The sequence below is a fragment of the Streptomyces sp. NPDC040545 genome, from assembly GCF_055595065.1.
Window position 1 is genome coordinate 549,705 of the sequence record NZ_JBVIWA010000002.1, and the last position, 20,810, is coordinate 570,514.

General features: G+C 73.4%; 21 protein-coding genes. 6 read left to right on the forward strand and 15 right to left on the reverse strand.

Annotated elements, in window-relative coordinates; genetic code table 11:
- Positions 1–6: 6 nt before the first annotated feature.
- Both ACZ573_RS07295 and ACZ573_RS07300 read right to left on the reverse strand, forming a co-directional pair.
- A complete protein-coding gene (locus ACZ573_RS07295) occupies positions 7–2,439 on the reverse strand; it encodes an excinuclease ABC subunit UvrA (RefSeq protein ID WP_471300236.1) in 2,433 nt (810 codons plus the stop codon).
- A gap of 24 nt (positions 2,440–2,463) precedes the next feature.
- On the reverse strand, positions 2,464–3,453 hold the full coding sequence (locus ACZ573_RS07300) for an LLM class flavin-dependent oxidoreductase (protein ID WP_471300239.1): 990 nt from the start codon (positions 3,451–3,453) through the stop codon (positions 2,464–2,466).
- 56 nt (positions 3,454–3,509) lie between these two features.
- On the opposite strand from ACZ573_RS07300, the gene ACZ573_RS07305 reads away from it, so the two are divergent.
- On the forward strand, positions 3,510–4,001 hold the full coding sequence (locus ACZ573_RS07305) for a phosphatase domain-containing protein (RefSeq protein ID WP_471300241.1): 492 nt from the start codon (positions 3,510–3,512) through the stop codon (positions 3,999–4,001).
- Between the two features lie 27 nt (positions 4,002–4,028).
- Here ACZ573_RS07305 and ACZ573_RS07310 read toward each other — a convergent pair whose 3' ends face one another.
- Positions 4,029–4,244, reverse strand: coding sequence for a dodecin (locus tag ACZ573_RS07310; protein ID WP_030663252.1), 216 nt, complete (start codon positions 4,242–4,244; stop codon positions 4,029–4,031).
- Positions 4,245–4,409: 165 nt separating this feature from the next.
- Between ACZ573_RS07310 and ACZ573_RS07315 the strand changes: the two genes are divergently transcribed.
- The 3 genes from ACZ573_RS07315 (at position 4,410) to ACZ573_RS07325 (ending at position 7,637) form a co-directional block, all read left to right on the forward strand.
- Entirely contained in the window at positions 4,410–5,672 is a 1,263-nt protein-coding gene (locus ACZ573_RS07315; protein ID WP_471300244.1) for an extracellular solute-binding protein, read from the forward strand.
- 166 nt (positions 5,673–5,838) lie between these two features.
- Positions 5,839–6,690, forward strand: a complete 852-nt coding sequence (locus tag ACZ573_RS07320; RefSeq protein ID WP_471300247.1) for a GNAT family N-acetyltransferase — start codon at positions 5,839–5,841, stop codon at positions 6,688–6,690.
- Positions 6,687–7,637 carry a lysophospholipid acyltransferase family protein gene (locus tag ACZ573_RS07325; protein WP_471300249.1) on the forward strand — a complete coding sequence of 317 codons (951 nt, stop codon included), beginning with the start codon at positions 6,687–6,689 and terminating at the stop codon, positions 7,635–7,637. The genes ACZ573_RS07320 and ACZ573_RS07325 overlap by 4 nt, the downstream gene beginning before the upstream one ends.
- Here the strand turns inward: ACZ573_RS07325 and egtD are convergent.
- The 4 genes from egtD to egtA are packed head-to-tail and all read right to left on the reverse strand — an operon-like array spanning position 7,520 to position 11,887.
- A complete protein-coding gene (gene egtD, locus ACZ573_RS07330) occupies positions 7,520–8,494 on the reverse strand; it encodes an L-histidine N(alpha)-methyltransferase (protein ID WP_471300252.1) in 975 nt (324 codons plus the stop codon). The genes ACZ573_RS07325 and egtD overlap by 118 nt on opposite strands.
- Positions 8,491–9,249 carry an ergothioneine biosynthesis protein EgtC gene (gene egtC / locus ACZ573_RS07335; RefSeq protein WP_471300256.1) on the reverse strand — a complete coding sequence of 253 codons (759 nt, stop codon included), beginning with the start codon at positions 9,247–9,249 and terminating at the stop codon, positions 8,491–8,493. Before egtC ends, egtD begins: the two co-directional genes overlap by 4 nt.
- Positions 9,249–10,577: an ergothioneine biosynthesis protein EgtB gene (gene egtB / locus ACZ573_RS07340; RefSeq protein WP_471300259.1), complete on the reverse strand. Its 1,329-nt coding sequence runs from the start codon at positions 10,575–10,577 to the stop codon at positions 9,249–9,251. Before egtB ends, egtC begins: the two co-directional genes overlap by 1 nt.
- On the reverse strand, positions 10,574–11,887 hold the full coding sequence (gene egtA / locus ACZ573_RS07345) for an ergothioneine biosynthesis glutamate--cysteine ligase EgtA (protein WP_471300262.1): 1,314 nt from the start codon (positions 11,885–11,887) through the stop codon (positions 10,574–10,576). Before egtA ends, egtB begins: the two co-directional genes overlap by 4 nt.
- 107 nt (positions 11,888–11,994) lie before the next feature.
- On the opposite strand from egtA, the gene ACZ573_RS07350 reads away from it, so the two are divergent.
- Positions 11,995–12,828, forward strand: a complete 834-nt coding sequence (locus tag ACZ573_RS07350; RefSeq protein WP_471300265.1) for a TIGR02452 family protein — start codon at positions 11,995–11,997, stop codon at positions 12,826–12,828.
- Positions 12,829–12,879: 51 nt separating this feature from the next.
- Here the strand turns inward: ACZ573_RS07350 and ACZ573_RS07355 are convergent, their stop codons facing one another.
- The 8 genes from ACZ573_RS07355 to ACZ573_RS07390 all read right to left on the reverse strand — a co-directional run bounded on the left by ACZ573_RS07355 (position 12,880) and on the right by ACZ573_RS07390 (position 20,274).
- Positions 12,880–14,460, reverse strand: coding sequence for an immunity 49 family protein (locus ACZ573_RS07355; protein WP_471300268.1), 1,581 nt, complete (start codon positions 14,458–14,460; stop codon positions 12,880–12,882).
- 139 nt (positions 14,461–14,599) lie between these two features.
- The gene (locus tag ACZ573_RS07360) at positions 14,600–15,064 is read right to left on the reverse strand and encodes a type II toxin-antitoxin system PemK/MazF family toxin (protein WP_471300271.1); all 465 of its coding nucleotides are present in this window, start codon (positions 15,062–15,064) and stop codon (positions 14,600–14,602) included.
- Between the two features lie 128 nt (positions 15,065–15,192).
- Positions 15,193–15,495 (reverse strand): protealysin inhibitor emfourin, encoded by a 303-nt coding sequence (locus ACZ573_RS07365; RefSeq protein WP_471300273.1) that lies wholly within the window; start codon positions 15,493–15,495, stop codon positions 15,193–15,195.
- A gap of 37 nt (positions 15,496–15,532) precedes the next feature.
- Positions 15,533–16,744 carry a M4 family metallopeptidase gene (locus tag ACZ573_RS07370; RefSeq protein ID WP_471300276.1) on the reverse strand — a complete coding sequence of 404 codons (1,212 nt, stop codon included), beginning with the start codon at positions 16,742–16,744 and terminating at the stop codon, positions 15,533–15,535.
- A gap of 347 nt (positions 16,745–17,091) precedes the next feature.
- Positions 17,092–17,754, reverse strand: a complete 663-nt coding sequence (locus ACZ573_RS07375) for an O-methyltransferase (protein ID WP_471300280.1) — start codon at positions 17,752–17,754, stop codon at positions 17,092–17,094.
- 78 nt (positions 17,755–17,832) lie between these two features.
- Positions 17,833–19,239 carry an amidase gene (locus tag ACZ573_RS07380; RefSeq protein WP_471300283.1) on the reverse strand — a complete coding sequence of 469 codons (1,407 nt, stop codon included), beginning with the start codon at positions 19,237–19,239 and terminating at the stop codon, positions 17,833–17,835.
- Positions 19,240–19,300: 61 nt separating this feature from the next.
- The gene (locus tag ACZ573_RS07385) at positions 19,301–19,996 is read right to left on the reverse strand and encodes an alpha/beta fold hydrolase (protein WP_471300286.1); all 696 of its coding nucleotides are present in this window, start codon (positions 19,994–19,996) and stop codon (positions 19,301–19,303) included.
- Between the two features lie 119 nt (positions 19,997–20,115).
- Positions 20,116–20,274 carry a hypothetical protein gene (locus ACZ573_RS07390; protein WP_471300289.1) on the reverse strand — a complete coding sequence of 53 codons (159 nt, stop codon included), beginning with the start codon at positions 20,272–20,274 and terminating at the stop codon, positions 20,116–20,118.
- An 80-nt stretch (positions 20,275–20,354) separates the two neighbouring features.
- Here ACZ573_RS07390 and ACZ573_RS07395 point away from each other — a divergent pair, with 80 nt between their 5' ends.
- Positions 20,355–20,630: a hypothetical protein gene (locus tag ACZ573_RS07395; protein ID WP_471300291.1), complete on the forward strand. Its 276-nt coding sequence runs from the start codon at positions 20,355–20,357 to the stop codon at positions 20,628–20,630.
- Positions 20,631–20,810 lie beyond the last annotated feature (180 nt).

Below are 20,810 nucleotides of genomic sequence, written 5' to 3' on the forward strand. Positions count from 1 at the left end.
GGCAGCCTATGCCCGCCCCGCCTCCCCGCCGTGGCCGGACCCGAGGGCCCGCGCCAGGTACGGAGCCGTACGGCTGCCCGCCGTGGAGGCCACCTCCGTCGGCGTACCCGCGGCGACCACCCGGCCGCCCGCCGTGCCGCCGCCCGGACCGAGGTCGATCACCCAGTCCGCGCCCGCCACCACCTCCATGTCGTGCTCCACGACCACCACCGAGTGCCCCGCGTCCACCAGCCCGTGCAACTGCCGCAGCAGCACCCGCACATCGGCCGGATGCAGCCCGGTCGTCGGCTCGTCCAGCAGGTACAGCGTGTGGTCCCGGCGCAGCCGCTGCAGCTCCGTCGCCAGCTTGATCCGCTGCGCCTCGCCGCCCGACAGCTCGGTCGCCGGCTGCCCCAGCCGCAGGTAGCCCAGCCCGATCTCCTCCAGCGCCCGCAGGCTGCGCGCCGCCGCCGGAACCTCCGCGAAGAAGACGGCCGCCGACTCCACCGTCAGGCCCAGCACCTCCGCGATGTTCAGGCCCTCGTACCGGACCTCCAGGGTCTCGGCGTTGTACCGGGCCCCCGCGCACTCGGGGCACGGGGCGTACGTACTCGGCAGGAACAGCAGCTCCACCGAGACGAAACCCTCGCCCTGGCAGGTCTCGCAGCGGCCGCCCGGCACGTTGAAGGAGAACCGGCCCGCCTTCCAGCCGCGCGCCCGCGCCTCGGGCGCCGCCGTGAAGAGCTTCCGCACCACGTCGAACAGCCCGGTGTACGTGGCCAGGTTGGACCGAGGTGTCCGGCCGATCGGCTTCTGGTCCACCTCCACCAGCCGCCGTACGGGGAAGTCCGCCTCCGCGAGCCGCTCGCCGACCTCCCGGGCCAGCGCCTGGCCCACCAGCGTGGACTTGCCCGACCCCGACACCCCGGTGACGGCCGTGAACACCCCGAGCGGGAACTCCGCCTCCAGATCCCGCAGGTTGTGCCGGTCCACCCCGGTCAGCCGCACCGCCCCGGTCGCCCCGCGCACCTGCCGGGGGGCCGCGGCGGGCTCCCGCGCCGCGAACAGGTGCCGGGCCGTCGCCGACCCCGCCACCCCGGCCAGGTCCTGCGGCGGACCGCTGTGGAGCACCTGCCCGCCGTGCTCCCCGGCCAGCGGGCCCACGTCCACCAGCCAGTCCGCGTGCCGCACCACATCGAGATGGTGCTCCACGACGAAGACCGTGTTCCCGGCCTCCTTCAGCCGGTCCAGCACCCCGAGCAGCGCCTCGGTGTCGGCCGGATGCAACCCCGCCGACGGTTCGTCCAGCACGTACACGACCCCGAACAGCCCCGACCGCAGCTGCGTTGCCAGCCGCAGCCGCTGCAGCTCGCCCGCCGACAGGCTCGGCGCGGTCCGGTCCAGGCTCAGATAGCCCAGCCCCAGCTCCGTGACGGGCCCGATCCGGGAGCGCAGGTCCTCGGCGAGCACCCGCGCCGCCTCCCCGTCCAGGGGCGCGGAGGCCAGTACGCCGTCCAGGTCGGTCAGCGCGAGCGCCGCCAGCTCCGCGATGGTCCGCCCGGCGAAGGTGACGGCGAGGGCCTCCGGCCGCAGCCGCCGCCCCTCGCACACCGGACACGGCGAGTCGGCGAGGAACTTCTCGGCGCGGGCCCGCAGGGTGGCGCTCTTGCTGTCGGCGAAGGTCCGCATGACGTACCGGTGGGCGCTCATGTACGTGCCCTGGTAGGGCCGCTGGATCCGCTCGGCCTCCCGCACCGGGTGCACGGTCACCACCGGCTGCTCCTCGGTGAACAGGATCCACTCGCGGTCCTTCGCGGGCAGCTCCCGCCAGGGCCGGTCCACGTCGTGGCCGAGCGTGTCCAGGATGTCCCGCAGGTTCTTGCCCTGCCAGGCGCCCGGCCAGGCGGCGATCGCACCCTGACGGATCGACAGCCCGGGGTCGGGGACGAGGAGTTCCTCGCTGGTGCGGTGGATCCGGCCGAGCCCGTGACACGACGGGCAGGCCCCGGCGGCGGTGTTGGGGGAGAACGCGTCGGAATCGAGCCGCTCCGCACCCGGCGGGTAGGTCCCGGCCCGGGAGTACAGCATTCGCAGGGAGTTGGACAGCAGGGTCACCGTGCCGACCGAGGAGCGCGAGCCGGGGGAGGAGCGCCGCTGCTCCAGCGAGACGGCCGGCGGCAGCCCGGTGACCGAGTCCACCTTCGGTGCGCCGATCTGGTGGATCAGGCGGCGGGCGTACGGGGCCACGGACTCGAAGTACCGGCGCTGGGCCTCGGCGTAGAGCGTGCCGAAGGCGAGCGAGCTCTTCCCGGAGCCGGAGACCCCGGTGAACACGGTCAGGGCATCGCGCGGGATGTCCACGTCGACGCCGCGCAGATTGTGCTCCCGGGCGCCCCGGACCCGTACGTAGGGGTCGAGGGACGTGGGGGGAGGGGCGGGGGTACCGGCGGCCTGGTGCATTCGTCCCATTTTAAAGGCTCGTCTTCAGCGGCCCGCGATCCGGGCCAGGCGTGCGTAGGAGTCCAGCAGCGCCGTGCGGTCGTACGTGGAGGTGGTGACCAGCAGTTCGTCCGCGCCGGTCCGTTCCGCGACCTCCGACAGCTGTGCCGCCACCTGGTCCTCCGTGCCGTGGACGTGCCCGGCGAGGGCGCCCTCGTAGAGCTCGCGCTCCTTCGGGGTCATCTCCAGCGCCTCGATCTCCTGCGCCGGGCGCAGCGGCGGGAAGCTGCCCCGGGTGCGGGAGTGGGCGAGGGCCCAGGCCTCCGGGACCAGGATGCGGCGGGCCTCCTCCTCGGTGGCCGCGACCGCCACCGTGCCCGAGACCACCACGTACGGCTCCGCCGCCCGGGCGGAGGGCCGGAACTCCTTCCGGTACGCCCGGACGATCTCGCCCACCCGGCCGCGGGCCCGCAGGTCGCCCACCACCAGCGGCAGCCCGGCCCGGGCGGCGATCCCGGCGCCCTCGCCGGTGGCCAGGACGTAGGCCGGGATCCGCAGCCCTTCGGCGGGGCGGGCGTGCACCTCGGGGTGGGCCCGCTGGGTGCCGTCGAGCCAGCCCAGCAGCTCGGTCAGCTGTTCCTCGAAGCGGTCGGCGTCGCCGGTGTCGCGGCCCAGCGCCCGCCGGATGCCGCCCGTGAAGCCGACCGAACGCCCGAGGCCCATGTCGATCCGGCCGGGGAACAGCGACTCCAGGACCCCGAACTGCTCCGCCACCACCAGCGGCTGGTGGTTGGGCAGCATGCCCCCGCCCGTGCCGACCCGGATCCGGTGCGTCGCTGCGGCAACGGCGGCGGCCAGTACCGTCGGCGCCGAGCCCGCGACACCGGGCACACTGTGGTGCTCCGAGACCCAGAAGCGGTGGTAGCCGAGCCGCTCGGCCGTCCGGGCCAGCTCCACGGTGTCGCGCAGGGCCTCGGGGGCCTGGTGGCCCTCGCGGGTGCGCGACCGGTCGAGTATCGAGAGTTTTCGGATCACACAGGACTCAACGTCCGGCGGCGCGGGGGATTCCCCGGCTCTCTTAGGCTGGCGGGATGAGTGAGCACACGTCCCGGCCGCTGGCCGTCTTCGACCTCGACAACACCCTGGCGGACACCGGTCATCGCCAGCACTTCCTGGAGCGCCGGCCCCGGGACTGGACGGGCTTCTTCGCCGCGGCCCCGGCCGATCCGCCGCTCGGGCGCGGGGTCGCGCTGGCCGTGGAGAGCGCGGCCGACTGCGAGGTGGTGTACCTGACCGGGCGCCCCGAGCGGTGCCGCGCGGACACGCTCGACTGGCTCGCCCGGCACGGTCTGCCCGAGGGGCGGCTGTTCATGCGCGGCAACCAGGACCGGCGGCCGGCCCGCACGACGAAGATCGAGGTGCTGCGGCGGATCTCGCGGGGCCGGGAGGTACGGATGCTCGTCGACGACGACGAGCTCGTCTGCCAGGCCGCGCGCGCCGCCGGTTTCCGGGTGGTCCTGGCCGACTGGGCCGCGGACGCGCCGGAGCTGGAGAGCGCCCAGGAGGTCGACGGACGGACGTGATCCGGCGGAGGTGACGGGCCCCGGGGCTCAGTCCTCGCCCTCGAGGCGGAAGCCGACCTTGAGCCCCACCTGGTAGTGGGCGATCTCCCCGTTCTCGATGTGGCCGCGTACCTGGACCACCTCGAACCAGTCCAGGTTCCGCACGGTCTGGCCCGCCCGGGCGATCCCGTTGCGGATGGCCTGATCGATGCCCTCGTGGGAGGTGCCGACGATCTCGGTCACCCGGTACGTGTGATTGGACATGGAGGTCTCCCGACAGTGGGTGGCTTTTGCCTGGTTCTACGGTGCCCCAGTAAGTCCGGGTCCGCGAACTTTGGGCGAACAGTCCCGAGCGAAAGGCCCTTGACCGGCCTATTGGTCTATGCCAATTTCGAGCCATCCCGAGACCGAGCCCAGAAGGTGGCCCTCTTGAAGATGCGCTTGCTCGCCGTCTGTACCGCCCTCACGGCCGCTACCGCCCTCACGGGCTGCAGCCGGTCGGCCGACCCGGCCGCAGGGTCGCACAAGGTCACGCTCTGGCTGATGAAGGGCAGCGCCTCGGAGGACTTCATCGGCAGGTTCACCGCGGAGTTCGAGACGGAACACCCCGGCACCGACCTGGACGTCAGGATCCAGGAGTGGACCGGCATCGGCGACAAGGTCAACGCCGTCCTCGCCGGCACGGGCAAGGAGAGCGCCGACGTCATCGAGGTCGGCAACACCCAGGTCGCCAAGTACATCGAGACCGGCGGCCTCGAAGAGCTCACCCTCGAAGGCCTGCGCGCATGGGGCAGCAAGGACTGGCTCAAGGGCCTCGCCGACCCGGGAACCATCAACGGCGCCCAGTACGGAATCCCCTGGTACGCCGCCAACCGGGTGGTCATCTACCACAAGGACCTCTTCGCGAGCGCCGGCATCAAGACCCCGCCCAAGAACCGCCAGGAGTGGATCCAGGCCACCCAGAAGCTCGACAAGGGCGACCAGCAGGGCATCTACCTCGCGGGCCAGAACTGGTACGCCCTCGCCGGATTCATCTGGGACGAGGGCGGCGAACTCGCCGTCGAGACCAACGGCAAGTGGGTCGGCGCGCTCGACGACGACAAGGCCCTGGCCGGCATGGACTTCTACAAGCAGCTCCAGGCCCTCGGCGACGGCCCCAAGGGCGCCGACGAGGAGACGCCCCCGCAGTCGCAGGTCTTCGCCCGGGGCCAGGTCGCCCAGATCATCGCCCCGCCCGGCCAGGCCGCCGAGATCGAGGCGGCCAACCCCGCCCTGAAGGGCAAGCTCGGCTTCTTCCCGATCCCCGGCAAGACCTCCGACAAGCCGGGAGCCGTCTTCACCGGCGGCTCCGACCTGATCATCCCGGCGCGGACCCGACAGCGGAAGGGCGCCGTGGACGTGATCACGGCCCTCGTCAGCGAGAAGTGGCAGACCGAACTCGCCCGCACGATGAGCTACGTACCCAACAAGACCACCCTCGCGCACGTCGTCGACGGCAACGAGGGCGCGGCCGCCATGGCCCCCGGGGCCGCCCAGGGCCGCGCCACCCCCACCTCCGCCCGCTGGGCCGAGGTCGAGGCGAAGAACCCGATCAAGCCCTTCATGACGGCCGTGCTCACCGGCCGGGACCCCGAGCAGGCCGCCCGGGCCGCCTCCGAGGAGATCGGCAAGGTCCTCAGCTCCGACCGCTGAGCCGGTGCCCCGGCCACCGCCGGGACGGGGGTACCGCCGAGTTCAGCGTCCGCACATCCAAGGGCCGCTGAGCGGTCATGTCGAATCCAGCCGGTCACGGAAGAAGTAAAGGAGCCAGGCCACGCACCTGCGGGCCTGGCCCTCCGTGCCCGGATCAGGAGCCGCCATGACGATCGCACCCCTGTCCCCGTCCCCCCTCCCCGCCTCGGCGCCGGCCCCCTCACCCGCGCCCGCCACCCGCCTGGCCCCCGTCAGGGCCCAGGCCGCGGCACCCGGCGCGCCCGCCGAAGGACCGCGCTACGCCGTCCGCCTCGCCCGCGACGAGGACGAGGTGCGCGCCGCCCAGCGGCTGCGCCACCAGGTCTTCGCCGGCGAGCTCGGCGCCCGCCTGGACGGGCCCGAGCCCGGCCTCGACGCCGACGCCTTCGACGCGTACTGCGACCACCTCCTCGTCGTCGACGAGGAGACCGAGCAGGTCGTCGGCACCTACCGGCTGCTGCCTCCGGAACGCGCCGCCGTCGCCGGCCGCCTCTACTCCGAGGGGGAATTCGACCTCTCGGCCCTCGCCCCCATCCGCCCCGACCTCGTCGAGGTCGGCCGCTCCTGCGTCCACCCCGACCACCGCAACGGCGCCGTCATCGCCCTCATCTGGGCCGGCCTCGCCCACTACATGGACCGCACCGGGCACAACTGGCTGGCCGGCTGCTGCTCGATACCGCTCGCCGACGGCGGGGTCCTGGCCGCCGCCACCCGGGAGACCGCCCTCACCCGCAGCCTCGCCCCCGAGGAGTACCGGGTCACCCCCCACCTCCCCTGGAGCCCCGAGGGCATCACCTTCCCCGACCGCATGGAGCTGCCCCCGCTCCTGCGCGGCTACCTCCGCCTCGGTGCCTGGGTGTGCGGCGAGCCCGCCCTCGACGCCGGGTTCGGCTGCGCCGACCTGTACGTACTGCTCTCCCTGCGCCGGACCAACCCGCGCTACCTCAAGCACTTCCGCTCGCTCGTCCCGGGCGCATGAGCGTCTGGCTGCCCACCTCGCCCTGCACCCCCGAGGCCTGCGCCGGGCACGAGGGGGACACCGCGAGCGTCGCCCGGGCGGTGCTCAGACTCGCCGCCGCCGTCGCCCTGATCCTGCTGGGGATCCTGGGCGCCCCGCCGGTCCGGCTGCTGCCGGCCGGCCCCCGGCACACGGTGGTACGGGCCTGGTCGGCCGCGCTCGTACGCGCCTTCGGCATCCGGATCACCGTGCACGGCAGCCCGGGGCCCGGCGGCGGCCGGCTCCTGGTCGCCAACCACATCTCCTGGCTGGACATCCCGCTGGTGGCCGCCGCCCTGCCCTGCCGGATGCTGGCCAAGAGCGACATCCGGGCCTGGCCGGTGCTCGGGCGCCTCGCCGGACAGGCCGGCACCCTGTTCATCGAACGCGACCGGATCCGCGCCCTGCCCGCCACCGTCGGGGCCGTCACCGGCGCGCTGCTGGCCGGGGACCGGGTCACCGTCTTCCCCGAGGGCTCCACGTGGTGCGGGCGGGCCCAGGGCACCTTCCGCCGGGCCGCCTTCCAGGCCGCCCTGGACGCACGGGTCCCCGTACAGCCCCTGCGGCTCACCTACCTGCGGTGCGACGGGAATCCGGCCGGGGCGCCCGCCTTCGTCGGGGACGACCCGCTGACCGCCTCCCTGTGGCGGATCGCCCGGGCCCGGGGGGTGCGCGCCGAAGTCAGGCTGCTGCCGCGGATCCCGCCGGGCCGGTACGCGCACCGGCGGGACCTCGCGGCAGCGGCTCAGCGGGCCGTCGCCGGAGCCTGGACCGGCCCCGCCGGCCCGAACCCGCTACCGGGCATACCCGCTCAGCCGTCCGCGCCGTCGGCGACCGACAGGGACAGCGCGAACCGGCCCGCCGCGTCCGTCCACCACTGGGTCAGCTCCAGCCCGGCCGCCGCCAGCTCCTTGCGCACGCCCTCCTGACGGAACTTCGCGGAGACCTCCGTCAGGATCTCCTCACCCGCCGCGAACGGCACCACCAGATCCAGGGCCCGGATCTTCACCACCAGTTCCGACCGGGCCCGCAGCCGCATCTCGATCCACTCCTGCTCCCTGTTCCACACCGCCACGTGCGCGAAGTCGGCCGTGTGGAAGTCCGCCCCCAGTTCCCGGTTGATGACCGCCAGCACGTTCTTGTTGAACTCGGCGGTCACCCCCCGCGCGTCGTCGTACGCCGCCACCAGCACGGCTTCGTCCTTCACCAGGTCCGTCCCCATCAGCAGCGCGTCCCCGGGTGACAGCATCGCCCGTACGGACGCCAGGAACACCGCCCGCTCCGGCGGCAGCAGATTCCCGATCGTGCCGCCCAGGAACACCACCAGCCGGGGCCCGGGGGAGTCCGGCAATTGCAGCGCACGCGTGAAGTCGGCCAGCAGGGCGTGCACCCGCAGCCCCGGATGCTCCGCCAGCAGCGTCTCGGCCGCGCCCCGCAGCGCGCTCTCGCTCACGTCCACCGGCACGTACATGTCCAGCGCGGGCATCGCCTCGATGAGGTGCCGGGTCTTCTCCGAGGACCCGGAACCCAGCTCCACCAGGGTGCGGGCGCCGCTCTCGGTGGCGATCTCCCGCGCCCGCTCCAGCAGGATCTCCCGCTCCGCGCGCGTCGGGTAGTACTCGGACAACCGGGTGATCTCCTCGAAGAGCTCACTGCCCCGCGCGTCGTAGAACCACTTGGGCGGCAGCACCTTCGGCGTGTGCGTCAGCCCGTGCAGCACATCCGTGCGCAGCGCCGTCTCCGCGGCGTGCTCGTCGAGTGTCCGGGTCAACTGAAAGTCGTTCACAGGGAGTTCTCCTTGAGCGGGGTCAGTTCGACCCTGGTGCGGGTGGCGGTCAGCAGGGTCCGGTCGGGCACTTCGCGCCACCGGGTGTCGTCGTCGTACGGCTCGGAGGCCACCACGGTGCGCCGCCGCTCCGCGTCGGCCAGGTACCAGAGCGAATCGCCCCAGGCCGTCGCGGCGATCGTGACGCCGTCCGTGAGCAGCAGGTTCAGCCGGGAGCCGGGAGCCGCCGAAGCCAGCTCCCGGACCGGCTCGGCGAGCGCCGTACCCAGGTCGTCCCCGGCCCGCAGCCGGTGCAGGACCAGCGCCCAGACCAGCGCCGAGTCCGTGCGCGCGGCCAGCCGGAGCAGTTCCGCGGGCGGCAGCCCGGCCGCGAGCGGGGCGGCGGATCCGGGCCAGTCGCGCACCGAGCCGTTGTGGCTGAACAGCCACGGCCCGTCCGCGAACGGCGCGGCGGCCGCCTCCCCGTCGGCCCCGGGGTCCGTGGCGTCCCGTACGGCGGCCAGCGCGGCCCCGCTGCGGACCACCCGGGCGAGATCGGCGAAGGTCAGGTCGCCCCAGACCGGCCCGGACCGCCGGTAGCGGGCGGGCACCGGGTCCCCGTCCGCGTACCAGCCGATGCCGAAGCCGTCTGCGTTGACGGTCCCGGACACCTGGCGGCGCGGCTCCCAGGACTGGCGCACCAGCGAGTGCTCGGGCTCGCTCAGCAGCTCCCCGAGCGCCACCACCGGTCCCAGGTAGGCAAGGTGACGGCACATCAGACGTCCCTCGCGGTCCGGAAGCCGGAGAAGATCTGCCGCCGCACCGGAAGGTCCCAGTTGCGGAAGGTGCCCCGGCAGGCCACCGGGTCCACGGCGAAGGAGCCCCCGCGCAGCACCTTGTGCTCCGGGCCGAAGAACACCTCCGAGTACTCCCGGTACGGGAAGGCCCGGAAGCCCGGGTACGGCAGGAAATCGGAGGCGGTCCACTCCCACACGTCGCCGATCAGCTGGCGCACCCCGAGCGGGGAGGCCCCGGCCGGGTAACTGCCCGCCCGCGCCGGGCGCAGGTGCCGCTGCCCCAGGTTGGCGTGTGCGGGGGTCGGATCGGCGTCGCCCCACGGGTAGCGGGTGGAGCGGCCGGTCGCCGGGTCGTGCCGTGCCGCCTTCTCCCACTCCGTCTCCGTGGGCAGTCGCCGCCCCGCCCAGCGGGCGTAGGCGTCCGCCTCGTACCAGCTGACGTGCAGGACCGGTTCTTCGTCCGGCACCGGCTCGACCACCCCGAAGCGGCGGCGCAGCCACTGGCCGGCCTCCCGGTGCCAGAACAGCGGGGCCTCGATGGAGTGCTCGCGGATCTGCTCCCAGCCCGGCGCCGCCCACCAGCGCGGATCGCTGTACCCGCCGTCGGCGATGAACGCCAGGTACGCGGCATTGGTCACGGGGACCGTGTCGATCCAGAAGGGCGCGGTCTCCCGGACGTGCGCCGGGCGTTCGTTGTCCAGCGACCACGGCTCCGCGGAGGTGCCCATCGTGAACGGGCCCCCGGGGACGAGGACTTCGGCGGCGGGCGGCGGATCGTAGGGGCCGTCCGGCTCCGGGGCGGTCAGCACGGGTGCGCCCCGCCGGAGCTGATGGGTGATCAGCATGGTCTCGTCGTGCTGCTGCTCGTGCTGGGCGATCATCCCGAAGGCGAAACCGCCGTCGAGGAGCGTGCTGCCCTCCAGTGGCGTCCGCTCCAGCAGGTCGAAGACCCGGCCGCGCACCTCGGCCGCGTACCGGCGGGCCTCCGCGGGTCCGAGCAGCGGCAGCTTGGGCCGCTCGGCGCGGGGGTGCTGGAAGGCGTCGTAGAGGGGCTCGATCTCGGGGCGCATCGACTCGCGTCCGGCGACGCGCCGCAGCAGCCAGAGCTCTTCCTGGTTCCCGATGTGCGCCAGGTCCCAGACCAGCGGCGACATGAGCGGGGAATGCTGGGCGGTGAGGTCCTCGTCGGTCACGGCGTCGGTGAGGCCGGCGGTGCGTATGCGTGCCGCGGTCAGGGCGGCGGCCGCCCGCTCCCGCAGGCGGGACTCGGAGGGGGCAGCGGAGGCGGAGGGAGATCCGGTGGTCATCGGCGGGCCTCTTTTCCGGTGAGCACCTGAGTGGACCAGTCGTCGGCCGGACATCGGCCGCGCAGTACGTAGCGTTCGGTGAAGGCACCGACCGTGTCCCGGACGTGCGTGCTCGCGCCGAGCCGGGGCAGGGCCTCGGCGGCGGCCCGGAAGCACGCCTTCGCGGACGCCCGCAGCTCCGGATCGGCCAGAGCGTTCCGGGCCGCCGACCGCCAGAGCGGATTGCGGGGCGCGGGGTGCGTGCCGTAGGAGTCGGCGAGTCCCTTGGCCACCCGGTACGCGGTCTCGGCGGCCTCCGGATCGTCGAACAGCGCGTGCACGACGGCCACCGGGACCAGCCAGCCGTCGTCGCCGGACTGCGCGTCGATCATCCTCATCTCCAGGTGGCCGCGCGGACGGACCGGCGGGAAGAGCGTGGTCAGGTGGTAGTCCAGGTCCTCGGCGGTGGGCGCCCGCAGCGCGGGGTGCCCGGCCGTGCGCAGCCAGTCGCGGAAGGTCGTGCCGGGCGGGGTCTCCCACGGGCCCTCGTCCCCGTACGACCGGACGCACATCACCTCGGTGTCCAGGGCCTGCCGGGTCCACGCGGTACGGGGTTCCGCCTCCAGCGGCGGGGCGAGCGCGCGCCGGGTGTCCAGGTCGCTCCAGATCCCCTGGCGGGCACAGCGCCAGCCGGCGTACGGGCCCTCGTCGGCGGGGGAGTTGGCGAAGGCGGCCACCAGGACCGCGCCGAGCAGGTGCGCCAGCCGCCAGCGCCGGCCGTGGCCGAGCACGCCCGGCTCCTCGTACCCGGCGTCCACGCAGACCTGCACGGAGGCGGAGGCGCACATCATGGCGCGACCGGCCGGGCCGGTGCGGTCGAAGTAGGCCTCCATGGCGTCGTACCGCGGGCTGTTCAGCAGCCGGCGGTACGGGCGGCGGGGATCGCGGCCGACACCGCGCAGGACCAGGCCCTGGGCCCGGAGGACGGCGCGCACGGCGGTGAGGTCGGCCTGCAGGTCGTCCACGCAGCCGCTGAGGGAGGTGGCGGGGGCCGAGCTGAGCTCGAGCTGGCCGCCCGGTTCGACGGTCACCCGGGAGTGCAGGGGCAGGGCGCGGGCCGCGGCGTGCGCGGCCCGCAGCCGCTCGGGGGGCAGGGGCTGCTCCGGACGCTCGGCGTCCAGGACCAGCCATTCGAGCTCGGCGCCGAGCAGGCGGGGCGGGCCGGTTTTGAAACAGATGCCGTGGATCAGGTCCTCGGCCTCCGTCTCGCTGATCGAGGGCACGGGGGTCGGGCCGGGCGCGGGTGGGGGAGCGGATGGGTCCTGGGACATGACCGGGTCCTCGTCTCCTGTCGTCGGTCGTGACATCACCCGTGCCTACCCCTCCTCGGGACGCAAAACCCTTTGCCGCCGGGAATCGCAGTGCGGAGGATGGCGGCGTGAGCAGCAGATTGCGCGAGATCGCGCGGGAGAACGCGGAGATCCTGGCGGCCGGGGGGTACCGGACGCGGTCGGGACGGCAGGTTCCGCTGGCCGCCGCCCTGGCGGACGCCAAGGCCGGAACCAGGATATATGGACCAAACCGTGTCATTCCAGATGAAGTGATCGCTTCCAGCGGCAGTGCGACCGTCGTCGAGGTCACCGGAGAGAGCAGCACGGTCGCCGCCCGAAGGCTCGCGACCGCCACCTTGGCCGACCCGGATCCGTCTCCTTGCGCGGTCCTGAACTTCGCCTCGGCCCGTAACCCCGGGGGCGGTTACGTCCGCGGGGCCAAGGCCCAGGAGGAGGCGCTGTGCCGCGCCTCCGCCCTCTACGAGACCCTGCTGGAAGCCCCGGAGTACTACGAGGTCCACCGCGCGGAACGGAGCACCTTCTACACCGACCGGGTGATTCACTCGCCCGGGGTCCCGGTCTTCCGCGACGACCGGGGCGACCTGCTGGAGACCCCCTTCCGGGTCGGCTTCCTCACCTCACCGGCGCCCAACGCGGGCACGATCCGCCGCCAGGAGCCGGAGCGGACCGCCGAGATCCCGGCCGCGCTGGCACGGCGGGCGGAGCTCGTACTGGAGGTGGCGGCGCTGCACGGATACCGGCGGTTGGTGCTCGGGGCCTGGGGCTGCGGGGTGTTCCAGAACGACCCGGCGCAGGTGGCCGAGGCCTTCCGGGGGCTGCTCGCGGGCCGGTTCGCCGGAGCCTTCGAGCACGTCGTGTTCGGCATCCTCGACCGCGACCCCACCACCCGCGAGACCTTCGACCGGGTCTTTCCGGCCTGAGATACGGGGGCGGCGGGGCCGCGGGGCGGCGGGCCCGCCGGGCCCGTGCGCTCAGAACGGGTTCGCCGCCCCCAGCAGGATCTCCGGCAGGTAGGGCGACGAGACGCGGATCCGCCAGCCCCGGCGGCGGGCGTGGCAGGCCAGGGCCAGGACGTCGAAGCCCACCGCGGCGTCGGCCCCGGCGCCGAAGAGCCGGTCGCCCACCGAGTGGTAGTCCCGGTGGGCCTCCAGGGCATCGGCCAGGGCCAGGTTGAAGCTCTCCTCGTCGCCCTCCACCAGCTGGGAGAAGAGCACGGCCGGCGCCGGGAGGAAGCCCCACTCCCAGGTCTGCCCGACGTCCGCGACGGCCCGGTCGGTGGCGGGCTCCGGGTCCTCGCCCCGCAGGTAGTCGTGCAGGGCCTGCCGGTACGAGGCGTACGCGGAACGGTCCTCCTCCAGGGCGGCGGGGCCGCTGAGGACCAGCGGGGCGAGTTCCGCACGGCTGCCGGTGATCAGGGCGCGCTTCAGGGACTCGTGCCAGTTCCCGGGACGGAGCGGGCGGTCCGGGCGGTCCGGGCGGGCGGAGTCCGCGGACGCGCCACCCGCGCGGGTGGCCTCGTACAGCTTGCGTACGAGGTGGTCGGCGTGGCCCGCAGGCTCCGGCATCTCCGGGCGCTCGACGATCAGGGGGCCCGCGGCCAGCGCCGCGACGGCGTCCGCCCGCCGCTCGCGCCCGTACGGCCCCACCCGCGGCGGCGGGGCCTCGAAGCCGGTGACCAGTGCCCGCGGCAGGTAGCCGGACTCGACGGGCGGCTGCCAGCCCTCGCGGCGGTAGCCGAGCGCGGCCAGCGCCAGCGGCAGCAGGGGCAGCAGGCTGCGCGGCTCGGCCCGGGGGTCCTCCAGACGGGAGTAAGGGAGCAGCAGCGCGGCGAGCTCGGCTGCGAAGGCCTCCCGGTCCCGGGCGGCCAGCGCGCGCAGGGCGCGCAGCGCGCCGGTCGCCGGGTCGGCCGCCCCCGTCCTGTCGGCCCCGGCTCCGGCCCTGGCCTGCCGGTCGGCGATCCGGGCGAGCGCGGCATCCAGCGCGGCGAGCTTCTCCTGCGGGGAGGGCGGGACCTTCTGGTACTCGACCCCGATGTCCCCGCTGACGTACGCCAGCAGGCCGTTGATCAGCTCCACCGGCGGGAGCCCGGGGCCGCCGGCCCGCTGCGGTGCCGTACGGGCGAAGTGGAAGGCCTCGCCGTGCCGTTCGGCCTTGTCGGCGAGGACCGCCACACAGAACGCGTCGATCCAGCGAGCGGCGCTGACCGGCTGGGCGCTGCCCCCCGCCCCGGATTCGTAGTCGCGGCCGAAGTCGACGTAGTTGAGGAAGACGTGGAAGGACGCGTTCGGGTAGGCGGCGAACGACACGGTGGCGGCGGCCGTTTCGGCCGCGTCGCCCAGGATCGCCTTCGCCTCCGGGGTGTCGAGGTCGGGGGTCACCGCCGAGTACGCGCCGAGGCCGTCGAGGAACCGCAGCGTGATGTCCCACCAGTCGTAGGCGTCGATCAGACCGGCCCGGGACCTGGAGTACACGTCCGAGATCATCTTGTTCGCGAAGTCCTCGCGCACCGCTGCCAGGGCGGCCTCGCTCACCCTGTGTCGTTCTATTCGCATGCCCGCTACTCCCTGTGTCCGCCTACGGGCCTCACCCTAGGAGATCACCGGGACCGTCCGGGCCAGGGACACGGGAGGCCGGGGCCGGTCCGGGCGGTGGCCGCGGGCCCGGCCGCGACCACCGCCCGGCCCGCGTGCGTCACTGCCAGCCGTAGCGCTCACGCAGCCGGTCCACGACCAGGCCGAAGCGGCCGCGGTCGAGCGCGCAGGCCTCGCGGCGCATCCCCGACTCGTGCACCCGCAGCACCCGGTCCACGTCCACCCAGGACTCGCGCCCGGCGCTGTCCCACGGCCCCGTCCCGATCGGCACCCACTCCCGGTCGTGGTCGTGCCGCTTGCTCGACAGCTGTACGGCGAGCAGGGTCCGCCCGCCCGCCTCCCGGGCCACGACCAGCACGGGACGGTCCTTGCCGCGCCCGTCGTCCTCCTCGAAGGGGACCCAGGTCCACACGATCTCGCCGGGGTCGGGATCGCCGTCGGGGTCCGGGGCGTACTCGGTCCGCACGGGGCCGATGGCGTGCGGATCGGCCTCAGTGGTCGCGGTGACGCCGTCGCGACCGGGCTGCTCGACGTGGCCGTTGCTGTGGTGGGAAAGTGCCGTCATCTCGCGGAGATTACTAGCCAGGCCGTCCCTTTCGGATCTTGCCGGGCGGCGCGGGTCCGGCAGGATCCGGAAGAGAATTCCGGATCCTGCCGGTGGCGAGAGGGTGGGGCAACCTGACCCGTCGCACCTCACTGCCCCGCGAAGTGTCTGCGGAGCCACGTGAGCAAGGCCGCGAAGGCGGGGGTCATGGCGGTGTCCGACTGCTCGAGAAGCGTCGTGCGGCCGCCGTCCTCCACCGTGATCGCGTAGCTCCGCGCATCCCTGGCGCGGCCGGTGTCGGCCTCCGCGGGCATCGCGACGGCGGCCGCCACCAGCCGGGCCAGCTCGGTTGCGGAACTCCCGGGCAGGCCGGCCGTGTCCAGCACCTGGGGCCGGCGGCGGCGGTCGGCAGCCGCCGCCAGCCCGCCGTACGTCTCCAGGGTCACCTTCACCGGGCGCAACCTCCGGATCGGCGGCGATTTCCGGTGGTCACCCGTTGCCCTGCAGCGCGGCCACCTCCCTGGCAAGCGCCGCCACCTTGTCGCTCAGGTCCCTGATCTGCTTGGTCAGGGCTACCTGGCCGTCTTCCCGGCCCAGGCCACCGCGCCCGTTGGTCCCATTGCTCCATGCCCGGGCGAGCCCGATGGGGACACTTCTGACCTGGATTTCAACCTCCTGCCACGCCGCCAGCACAGCCGACTGCTCGGGGCTGCCGACGCCGAACAATTCCCCGGCCTTCAGGAAGGTGGTGTCCGCGAAGTCCTGGAACTGATCCTGGGCGGTGGACGCCTTGAGCGACTCGTACCAGAGGGTCCCGGCAGCCTCCCAGGCGAATCCGCCGATGCCCACGGCCGTCAGGTAGAAGGCCTTGTTCGGAATGCCGGAGTTGTAGTGCACCGCACCGTTGTCCCCTGCTCGGGTGTCGGGCATGTGGACGAATTTACTCATACGGTCGGGCTGGGGGTCCTTTCCGACCAGCGGGTGGTTGAACGCCGTCCCCGGGGCTTTCATCGATCGCAGGGCGTCTCCTCCGATTCCCGGGGTCCAGACGTCGGCCCCGATCAGCCAGTCGGCCTCCTCGGCCGTCTCCTTCTTCTTCCACTGCTTGACCAGCGACCCGAAGACGTCCGACATCGACTCGTTCAGAGCCCCGGACTGCTTGTGGTATACGAATGCCGAGGTGTGATCGGTGACTCCGTGCGTCAACTCGTGGGCGATCACTTCGAGGGATCCGGTGAGGTCGCCGAATTCCACTCCGTCCCCGTCACCGAAGAGCATCCGCCGTCCGTCCCAGAAGGCGTTACCGACCTTCTCGCCGAAGTGGACGAATCCGTCCAGACGCATTCCCTGGCCGTCGATGGAATCGCGCTGGAACGCCTCCTTGTAGAAATCGCGCGTCAGTCCGAGCGCCTCGAAGGCCTGGTTGACCGACTTGTCCGGGGACTCTGGTCCGTCTTCCGTCCGAGCCAGGGCAGCGGTCTGGAGGAATTCCGAGTGCTCGCAGTCGAAGATGGTGCGTCGGGCGTTGCCCGGGGCGGCGGCGCCGGGGAAGGTCACTCGGGCCGAGCGTACACCCCGCAGGCGAGTAGTGGTCAACAGGGTGTTCAGGGCGGCTTTGCGCACGTCCTTGTCTTTGCTCTCCACGAGCCTGTCGAGAATGTAGGGGGGAATGATGCAGTTGATCGGGCGTGTTCTCCTCATGGGGTACCTCCTGAGTGAGAGAGCCGATGGTTCGGCATTCATCAACACACGGGGAAGATGCGCGGCGTTCAGCGTGGCCGGACGCAGCGTTGCCACGGGACCTCCGGGAAGGTCTCGCAGACAGAACGGCAGGTGCCCACTCGGTGTGGCAGCAGCGGGAGAAGCGTGGGCGCCGACCAACCCCGTTTGCAGAGGCGGGGCCACGCTGATATCACCAGTCTCCGGCCGCCCGTAGCGGCTGGCAAACGCAACGCGAGCAGAGGACGCCCGGCAGTCCGGTGTCCCCCGGATGTCCTCCGCTCGCGCGGAGACGGCCCGCGCCCGCGCTGTGGGTCAGTCGCCGTGGGTCAGTCGGTGACCAGGGCCAGGATGAGCCCGTCGTAGCCCTTGCTGCCGACGGTCTGCAGGGCGGTGGCGGACAACTGCGGGTGCTCGGAGATGAGTTCGGTGAACCGGCGGACGCCCTGCACGCGGGGGTCGGAGCTGTCCGGGTCGACGACGGCGCCGTCGCGGACGACGTTGTCGCCGATGATGACGCTGCCGGGCCGGGTGAGCCTCAGGGCCCACTCCAGGTACTCGGGGTTGGCCGGCTTGTCGGCATCGATGAAGACCAGGTCGAACGGCTCTTCGCCGGTGAGCGCGGGCAGCAGGTCGACGGCGCGGCCGCGCCGGATTTCGACGACGTGGTCCAGTCCGGCCCGGCCGATGTTGGCGGCCGCGACGTCGGCGCACCGCTCGTCGACCTCCAGCGTGACCAGCCGGCCCCCGGCCGGGAGGGCGCGGGCCAGCCAGATGGTGCTATAGCCGCCCAGGGTGCCGATCTCCAGGATGCGGCGGGCGCCGCGGACGCGGGCGAGGAGGTTCAGCAGCTTGCCCTGGTTGGGGGCCACCTGGTGGGCGGGCAGGCCGGCGGTCTCGGTGGCGGCGGCCGCGGCGAGCAGCGCCTCGTCCTCCTCGACCAGCAGTCCGTCGAAGTAGTCGTCAACGGCCGTCCATGTCTGCTGAGCCATGGGTCGCGTCGCCCCTTCCGGTGATGTGGCGCTTGATAGTTCCTCATGGGAACTTATATGAGGGGAAGGGTTCGCCGCCTACCGGCCCGGCCGCACCGCCGCCCAGCCCTCCGCCGCCTCCACCTGCGCGGCCAGCCCCAGCAGCAGCGGCTCCGAGTCGGCCGGGCCCAGCAGTTGGGCTCCCATCGGCAGTCCGTCGGCCGTGAGACCCGCCGGGATGTTCACCCCCGGCCAGCCCAGCACGTTCCACGTCCAGGCGTACGGGCAGGCCGCTATCATCGCCCGGTCCGTGGCCATGGCCCCCAGCCCGGCCAGGGCGCCGATCCGCAGGGGCGGGGTGGCCGTCGTCGGTGTCAGCACCACGTCGAAGCGGTCGAAGACCTCGCCGACCCGCCGCCGCAGGGCCGTCTCCGCCCGGCGGGAGGCCCGCAGGGCGAGCCCGCCCAGGACGCGGCCCGTCCGTACGGCCTCGTGCGTGCGCGGGTCCAGCAGCGCGGGATCGGGCACCCGCGCCACCCAGTCCCGTACGCCGCTGGTCGCGCGGGGTACGAAGGTCAGGCCGATCGGGCCGTAGCGCGGGTCCTCCGGGATCACCTCGTGACCCAGCGACTCCAGGCGCGCGGCCAGCCGCTCCACGGCGGAACGGACCTCCGGGTCCAGGTGCTTGGGCGTCGCCGTGAAGGCCATCGCGAAGGAGAGGGCGATCCGCAGCCGGCGCGGTGTGCGCCGGGTCGCCTCGACGGCGGAGATCCGTGCCGGGCGGTGCAGGTCCTCGGGGTGCGGGCCGCTCGCGGCGTCCAGCAGGAGCGCCGCGTCGGCGACGGTGCGGGCCAGTACGCCGTTGACCGTGAGCCCGTGGAAGGACTCCGGCTCCGGCCAGGTGGAGATGCGCCCGCGCTGGGGTTTCACACCCACCAGATGGGTCCAGGCCGCGGGGATCCGGACCGAGCCGGCCCCGTCCGAGCCCAGGGCGGCCGGGACCAGGCCCGCCGCCACGGCCGCCGCCGAGCCGCCCGAGGAGCCGCCGGGCGTGTAGGCCGGGTTCCACGGGTTGCGGGTCTCGCCGAAGGCCTCGCCCTCGGTGAAGGGCCACTGCCCCAGCTCCGGCGTCTGGGTTTTGCCGACGATCACGGCGCCGGCCGCGCGCAGCCTTCGTACCGCCTCGCTGTCGGCGGTCTTCGGGGCGAAGGCCCCCGCGCAGCCGAAGGCGGTCGGCTCCCCGGTCACGTCCATGTCGTCCTTGACCGCCAGCGGTACGCCCAGCAGCGGCAGCCGCTCGCCCGCGGCCAGCCGCCGGTCCGCCGCGTCCGCCTCGGCGAGCGCGGCCTCGGCGCGCACGGTCCGGAAGGCGTTGAGCTCCGGCTGGGCCGCGGCGATCCGGCGCAGTGCCTCCTCGGTCAACCGCCGTGCCGACACGGTTCCTCCGGCGAGGGCGCCGGCCATGTCGACCAGGCCGGAGGCCGTCGGTACAGCTGAATCGGACATCGCGTACCACTCCCCATTACCGATCGGTAGGGAGACCGTAATGGGGAGTGGCCGGGTAGTTCTAGAGCCAGCCCTCCAGGGAAGCCATGAACCCGTCGAAGTCGTCCCGGTGGATGGTGTGTCCCGCCCCGGCGACCGAACGCACCTCGAAACCACGGCTCTTGAGCAGCTGCGTCCGCTCCTCATCGACGAGGACGCTCGGATCGGCGAGCTGCACGAGGGAGGGGACCACCGGTGCGGGCGGCATCAGGTCGGCGCCGACCAGCGGCGCGAGGCTCAGCGCGGTCCGCTCGTCCCAGACGGCCAGGGTCTCCAGCTCGATGTCGACGTCCACCTCCTCCCAGCGCGGGCTCATCGCCCGTATCTGCTCCCTGGTCGCCGTCTTGAACTGAGCGAGCACCTCGGGGCCGAAGCCCTCGGCCGGGGCGGCCAGGTGGAACGCGGGGTCGGAGAACACGGCCCGGGCGGGCCGCAGCCGGTCCACCGCGAGCGACAGGGTCAGGCCGCCGAGGGAGTGGCCGATGGCGAGTTCGGCGCCGGCGGGGAGCGTCTCGACCACGTCGTCCGCGAAGAGCTCCGGGCTGTACTCGCCGCGGCCGCTTGCGCCGTGGCCCCGCAGGTCCACGGCGATGACGCGGTAGCCGTGGTCGGCGAGGGCGGGGCCGACCCGGCGCCAGGTGCGGTGGTCGGCCATGATGCCGTGGATCAGGAGGGCGACGCGGTCGCCCTCGCCCCAGGTCTGGCTGTTCAGGTGCACGGTGTGCCTTTCTCGGCGGTGAATTTCGGTCGTGGTGGGAAGTGTGGAAGGTGCGGAGGGTGCGGAGGGTGCGGGCCGCCGGTGCGGCATGCCGGTCGGCGCGTCAGGGCGCCGACGCGTCAGCGCACGCTGCGGATCGGCTTCACGGCCAGGGCCCCCGCCACGGCGAGCACGGCCGCGACGACGAACAGCGCGGTGTACCCGCCGCTGAAGGAGACGACCACCGAGGCGACGAACGGCGTCGTGTCGGCGAGGCCCAGCAGGAACATCGCGGGCACGGCGGCGAGTCCACCGCCGAGGATCCAGGGAGCGCCGTCCGCTGCGGTCGGACAGGGCGCCGGCGACGGGGTTGAAGACCGTGGCGAAGATCGCCGAGACCCCCGCGATCACGCCGAAGTTCGCCACCTTGTCCGCCGGATCGATGTCCTCGGCCTGGAGCGCGAGCAGGACGCCGGCCACGCCGATGCAGAGCGCGTACATGGCGCTGTTGCCGACGAGCAGCAGGGTCAGCAGAGCACGCCGCGCTGGGTCGGGTCCGGTGCCCGGTCCGGGGGACCCGTCGGTGGTGGCGGCGGAGCCGGTGCCGGGGGAGGAACGGGCCACGGTGCCCTCCTGGGCGGATGCGGGCGGATGAGGGAAGAGGGAGGTGCGGGGCGGGGTGGGGTGGGGACGGGTGCGCGCCGCCCGGTCGCGACGGCGGGGGTGCGACGGAGCGCGACAGGACGGCGGCACGGCGGGGCACGGCGTCGGCACATCGGCCGTAGAGGGATGTGACACAGCAGTTACACGTGTCAATGACTCGTGTAACCACTGT

Excerpts from the sequence above, each read along its gene's own strand:
- ACZ573_RS07295 (WP_471300236.1), bottom strand. The coding sequence starts at position 2,439 with ATGCACCAGGCCGCCGGTACCCCCGCCCCTCCCCCCACGTCCCTCGAC.
- ACZ573_RS07305 (WP_471300241.1), top strand. The coding sequence starts at position 3,510 with ATGAGTGAGCACACGTCCCGGCCGCTGGCCGTCTTCGACCTCGACAAC.
- ACZ573_RS07310 (WP_030663252.1), bottom strand. The coding sequence starts at position 4,244 with ATGTCCAATCACACGTACCGGGTGACCGAGATCGTCGGCACCTCCCAC.
- ACZ573_RS07320 (WP_471300247.1), top strand. The coding sequence starts at position 5,839 with ATGACGATCGCACCCCTGTCCCCGTCCCCCCTCCCCGCCTCGGCGCCG.
- ACZ573_RS07325 (WP_471300249.1), top strand. The coding sequence starts at position 6,687 with ATGAGCGTCTGGCTGCCCACCTCGCCCTGCACCCCCGAGGCCTGCGCC.
- egtC (WP_471300256.1), bottom strand. The coding sequence starts at position 9,249 with ATGTGCCGTCACCTTGCCTACCTGGGACCGGTGGTGGCGCTCGGGGAG.
- egtB (WP_471300259.1), bottom strand. The coding sequence starts at position 10,577 with ATGACCACCGGATCTCCCTCCGCCTCCGCTGCCCCCTCCGAGTCCCGC.
- egtA (WP_471300262.1), bottom strand. The coding sequence starts at position 11,887 with ATGTCCCAGGACCCATCCGCTCCCCCACCCGCGCCCGGCCCGACCCCC.
- ACZ573_RS07355 (WP_471300268.1), bottom strand. The coding sequence starts at position 14,460 with ATGCGAATAGAACGACACAGGGTGAGCGAGGCCGCCCTGGCAGCGGTG.
- ACZ573_RS07360 (WP_471300271.1), bottom strand. The coding sequence starts at position 15,064 with ATGACGGCACTTTCCCACCACAGCAACGGCCACGTCGAGCAGCCCGGT.
- ACZ573_RS07370 (WP_471300276.1), bottom strand. The coding sequence starts at position 16,744 with ATGAGGAGAACACGCCCGATCAACTGCATCATTCCCCCCTACATTCTC.
- ACZ573_RS07375 (WP_471300280.1), bottom strand. The coding sequence starts at position 17,754 with ATGGCTCAGCAGACATGGACGGCCGTTGACGACTACTTCGACGGACTG.
- ACZ573_RS07380 (WP_471300283.1), bottom strand. The coding sequence starts at position 19,239 with ATGTCCGATTCAGCTGTACCGACGGCCTCCGGCCTGGTCGACATGGCC.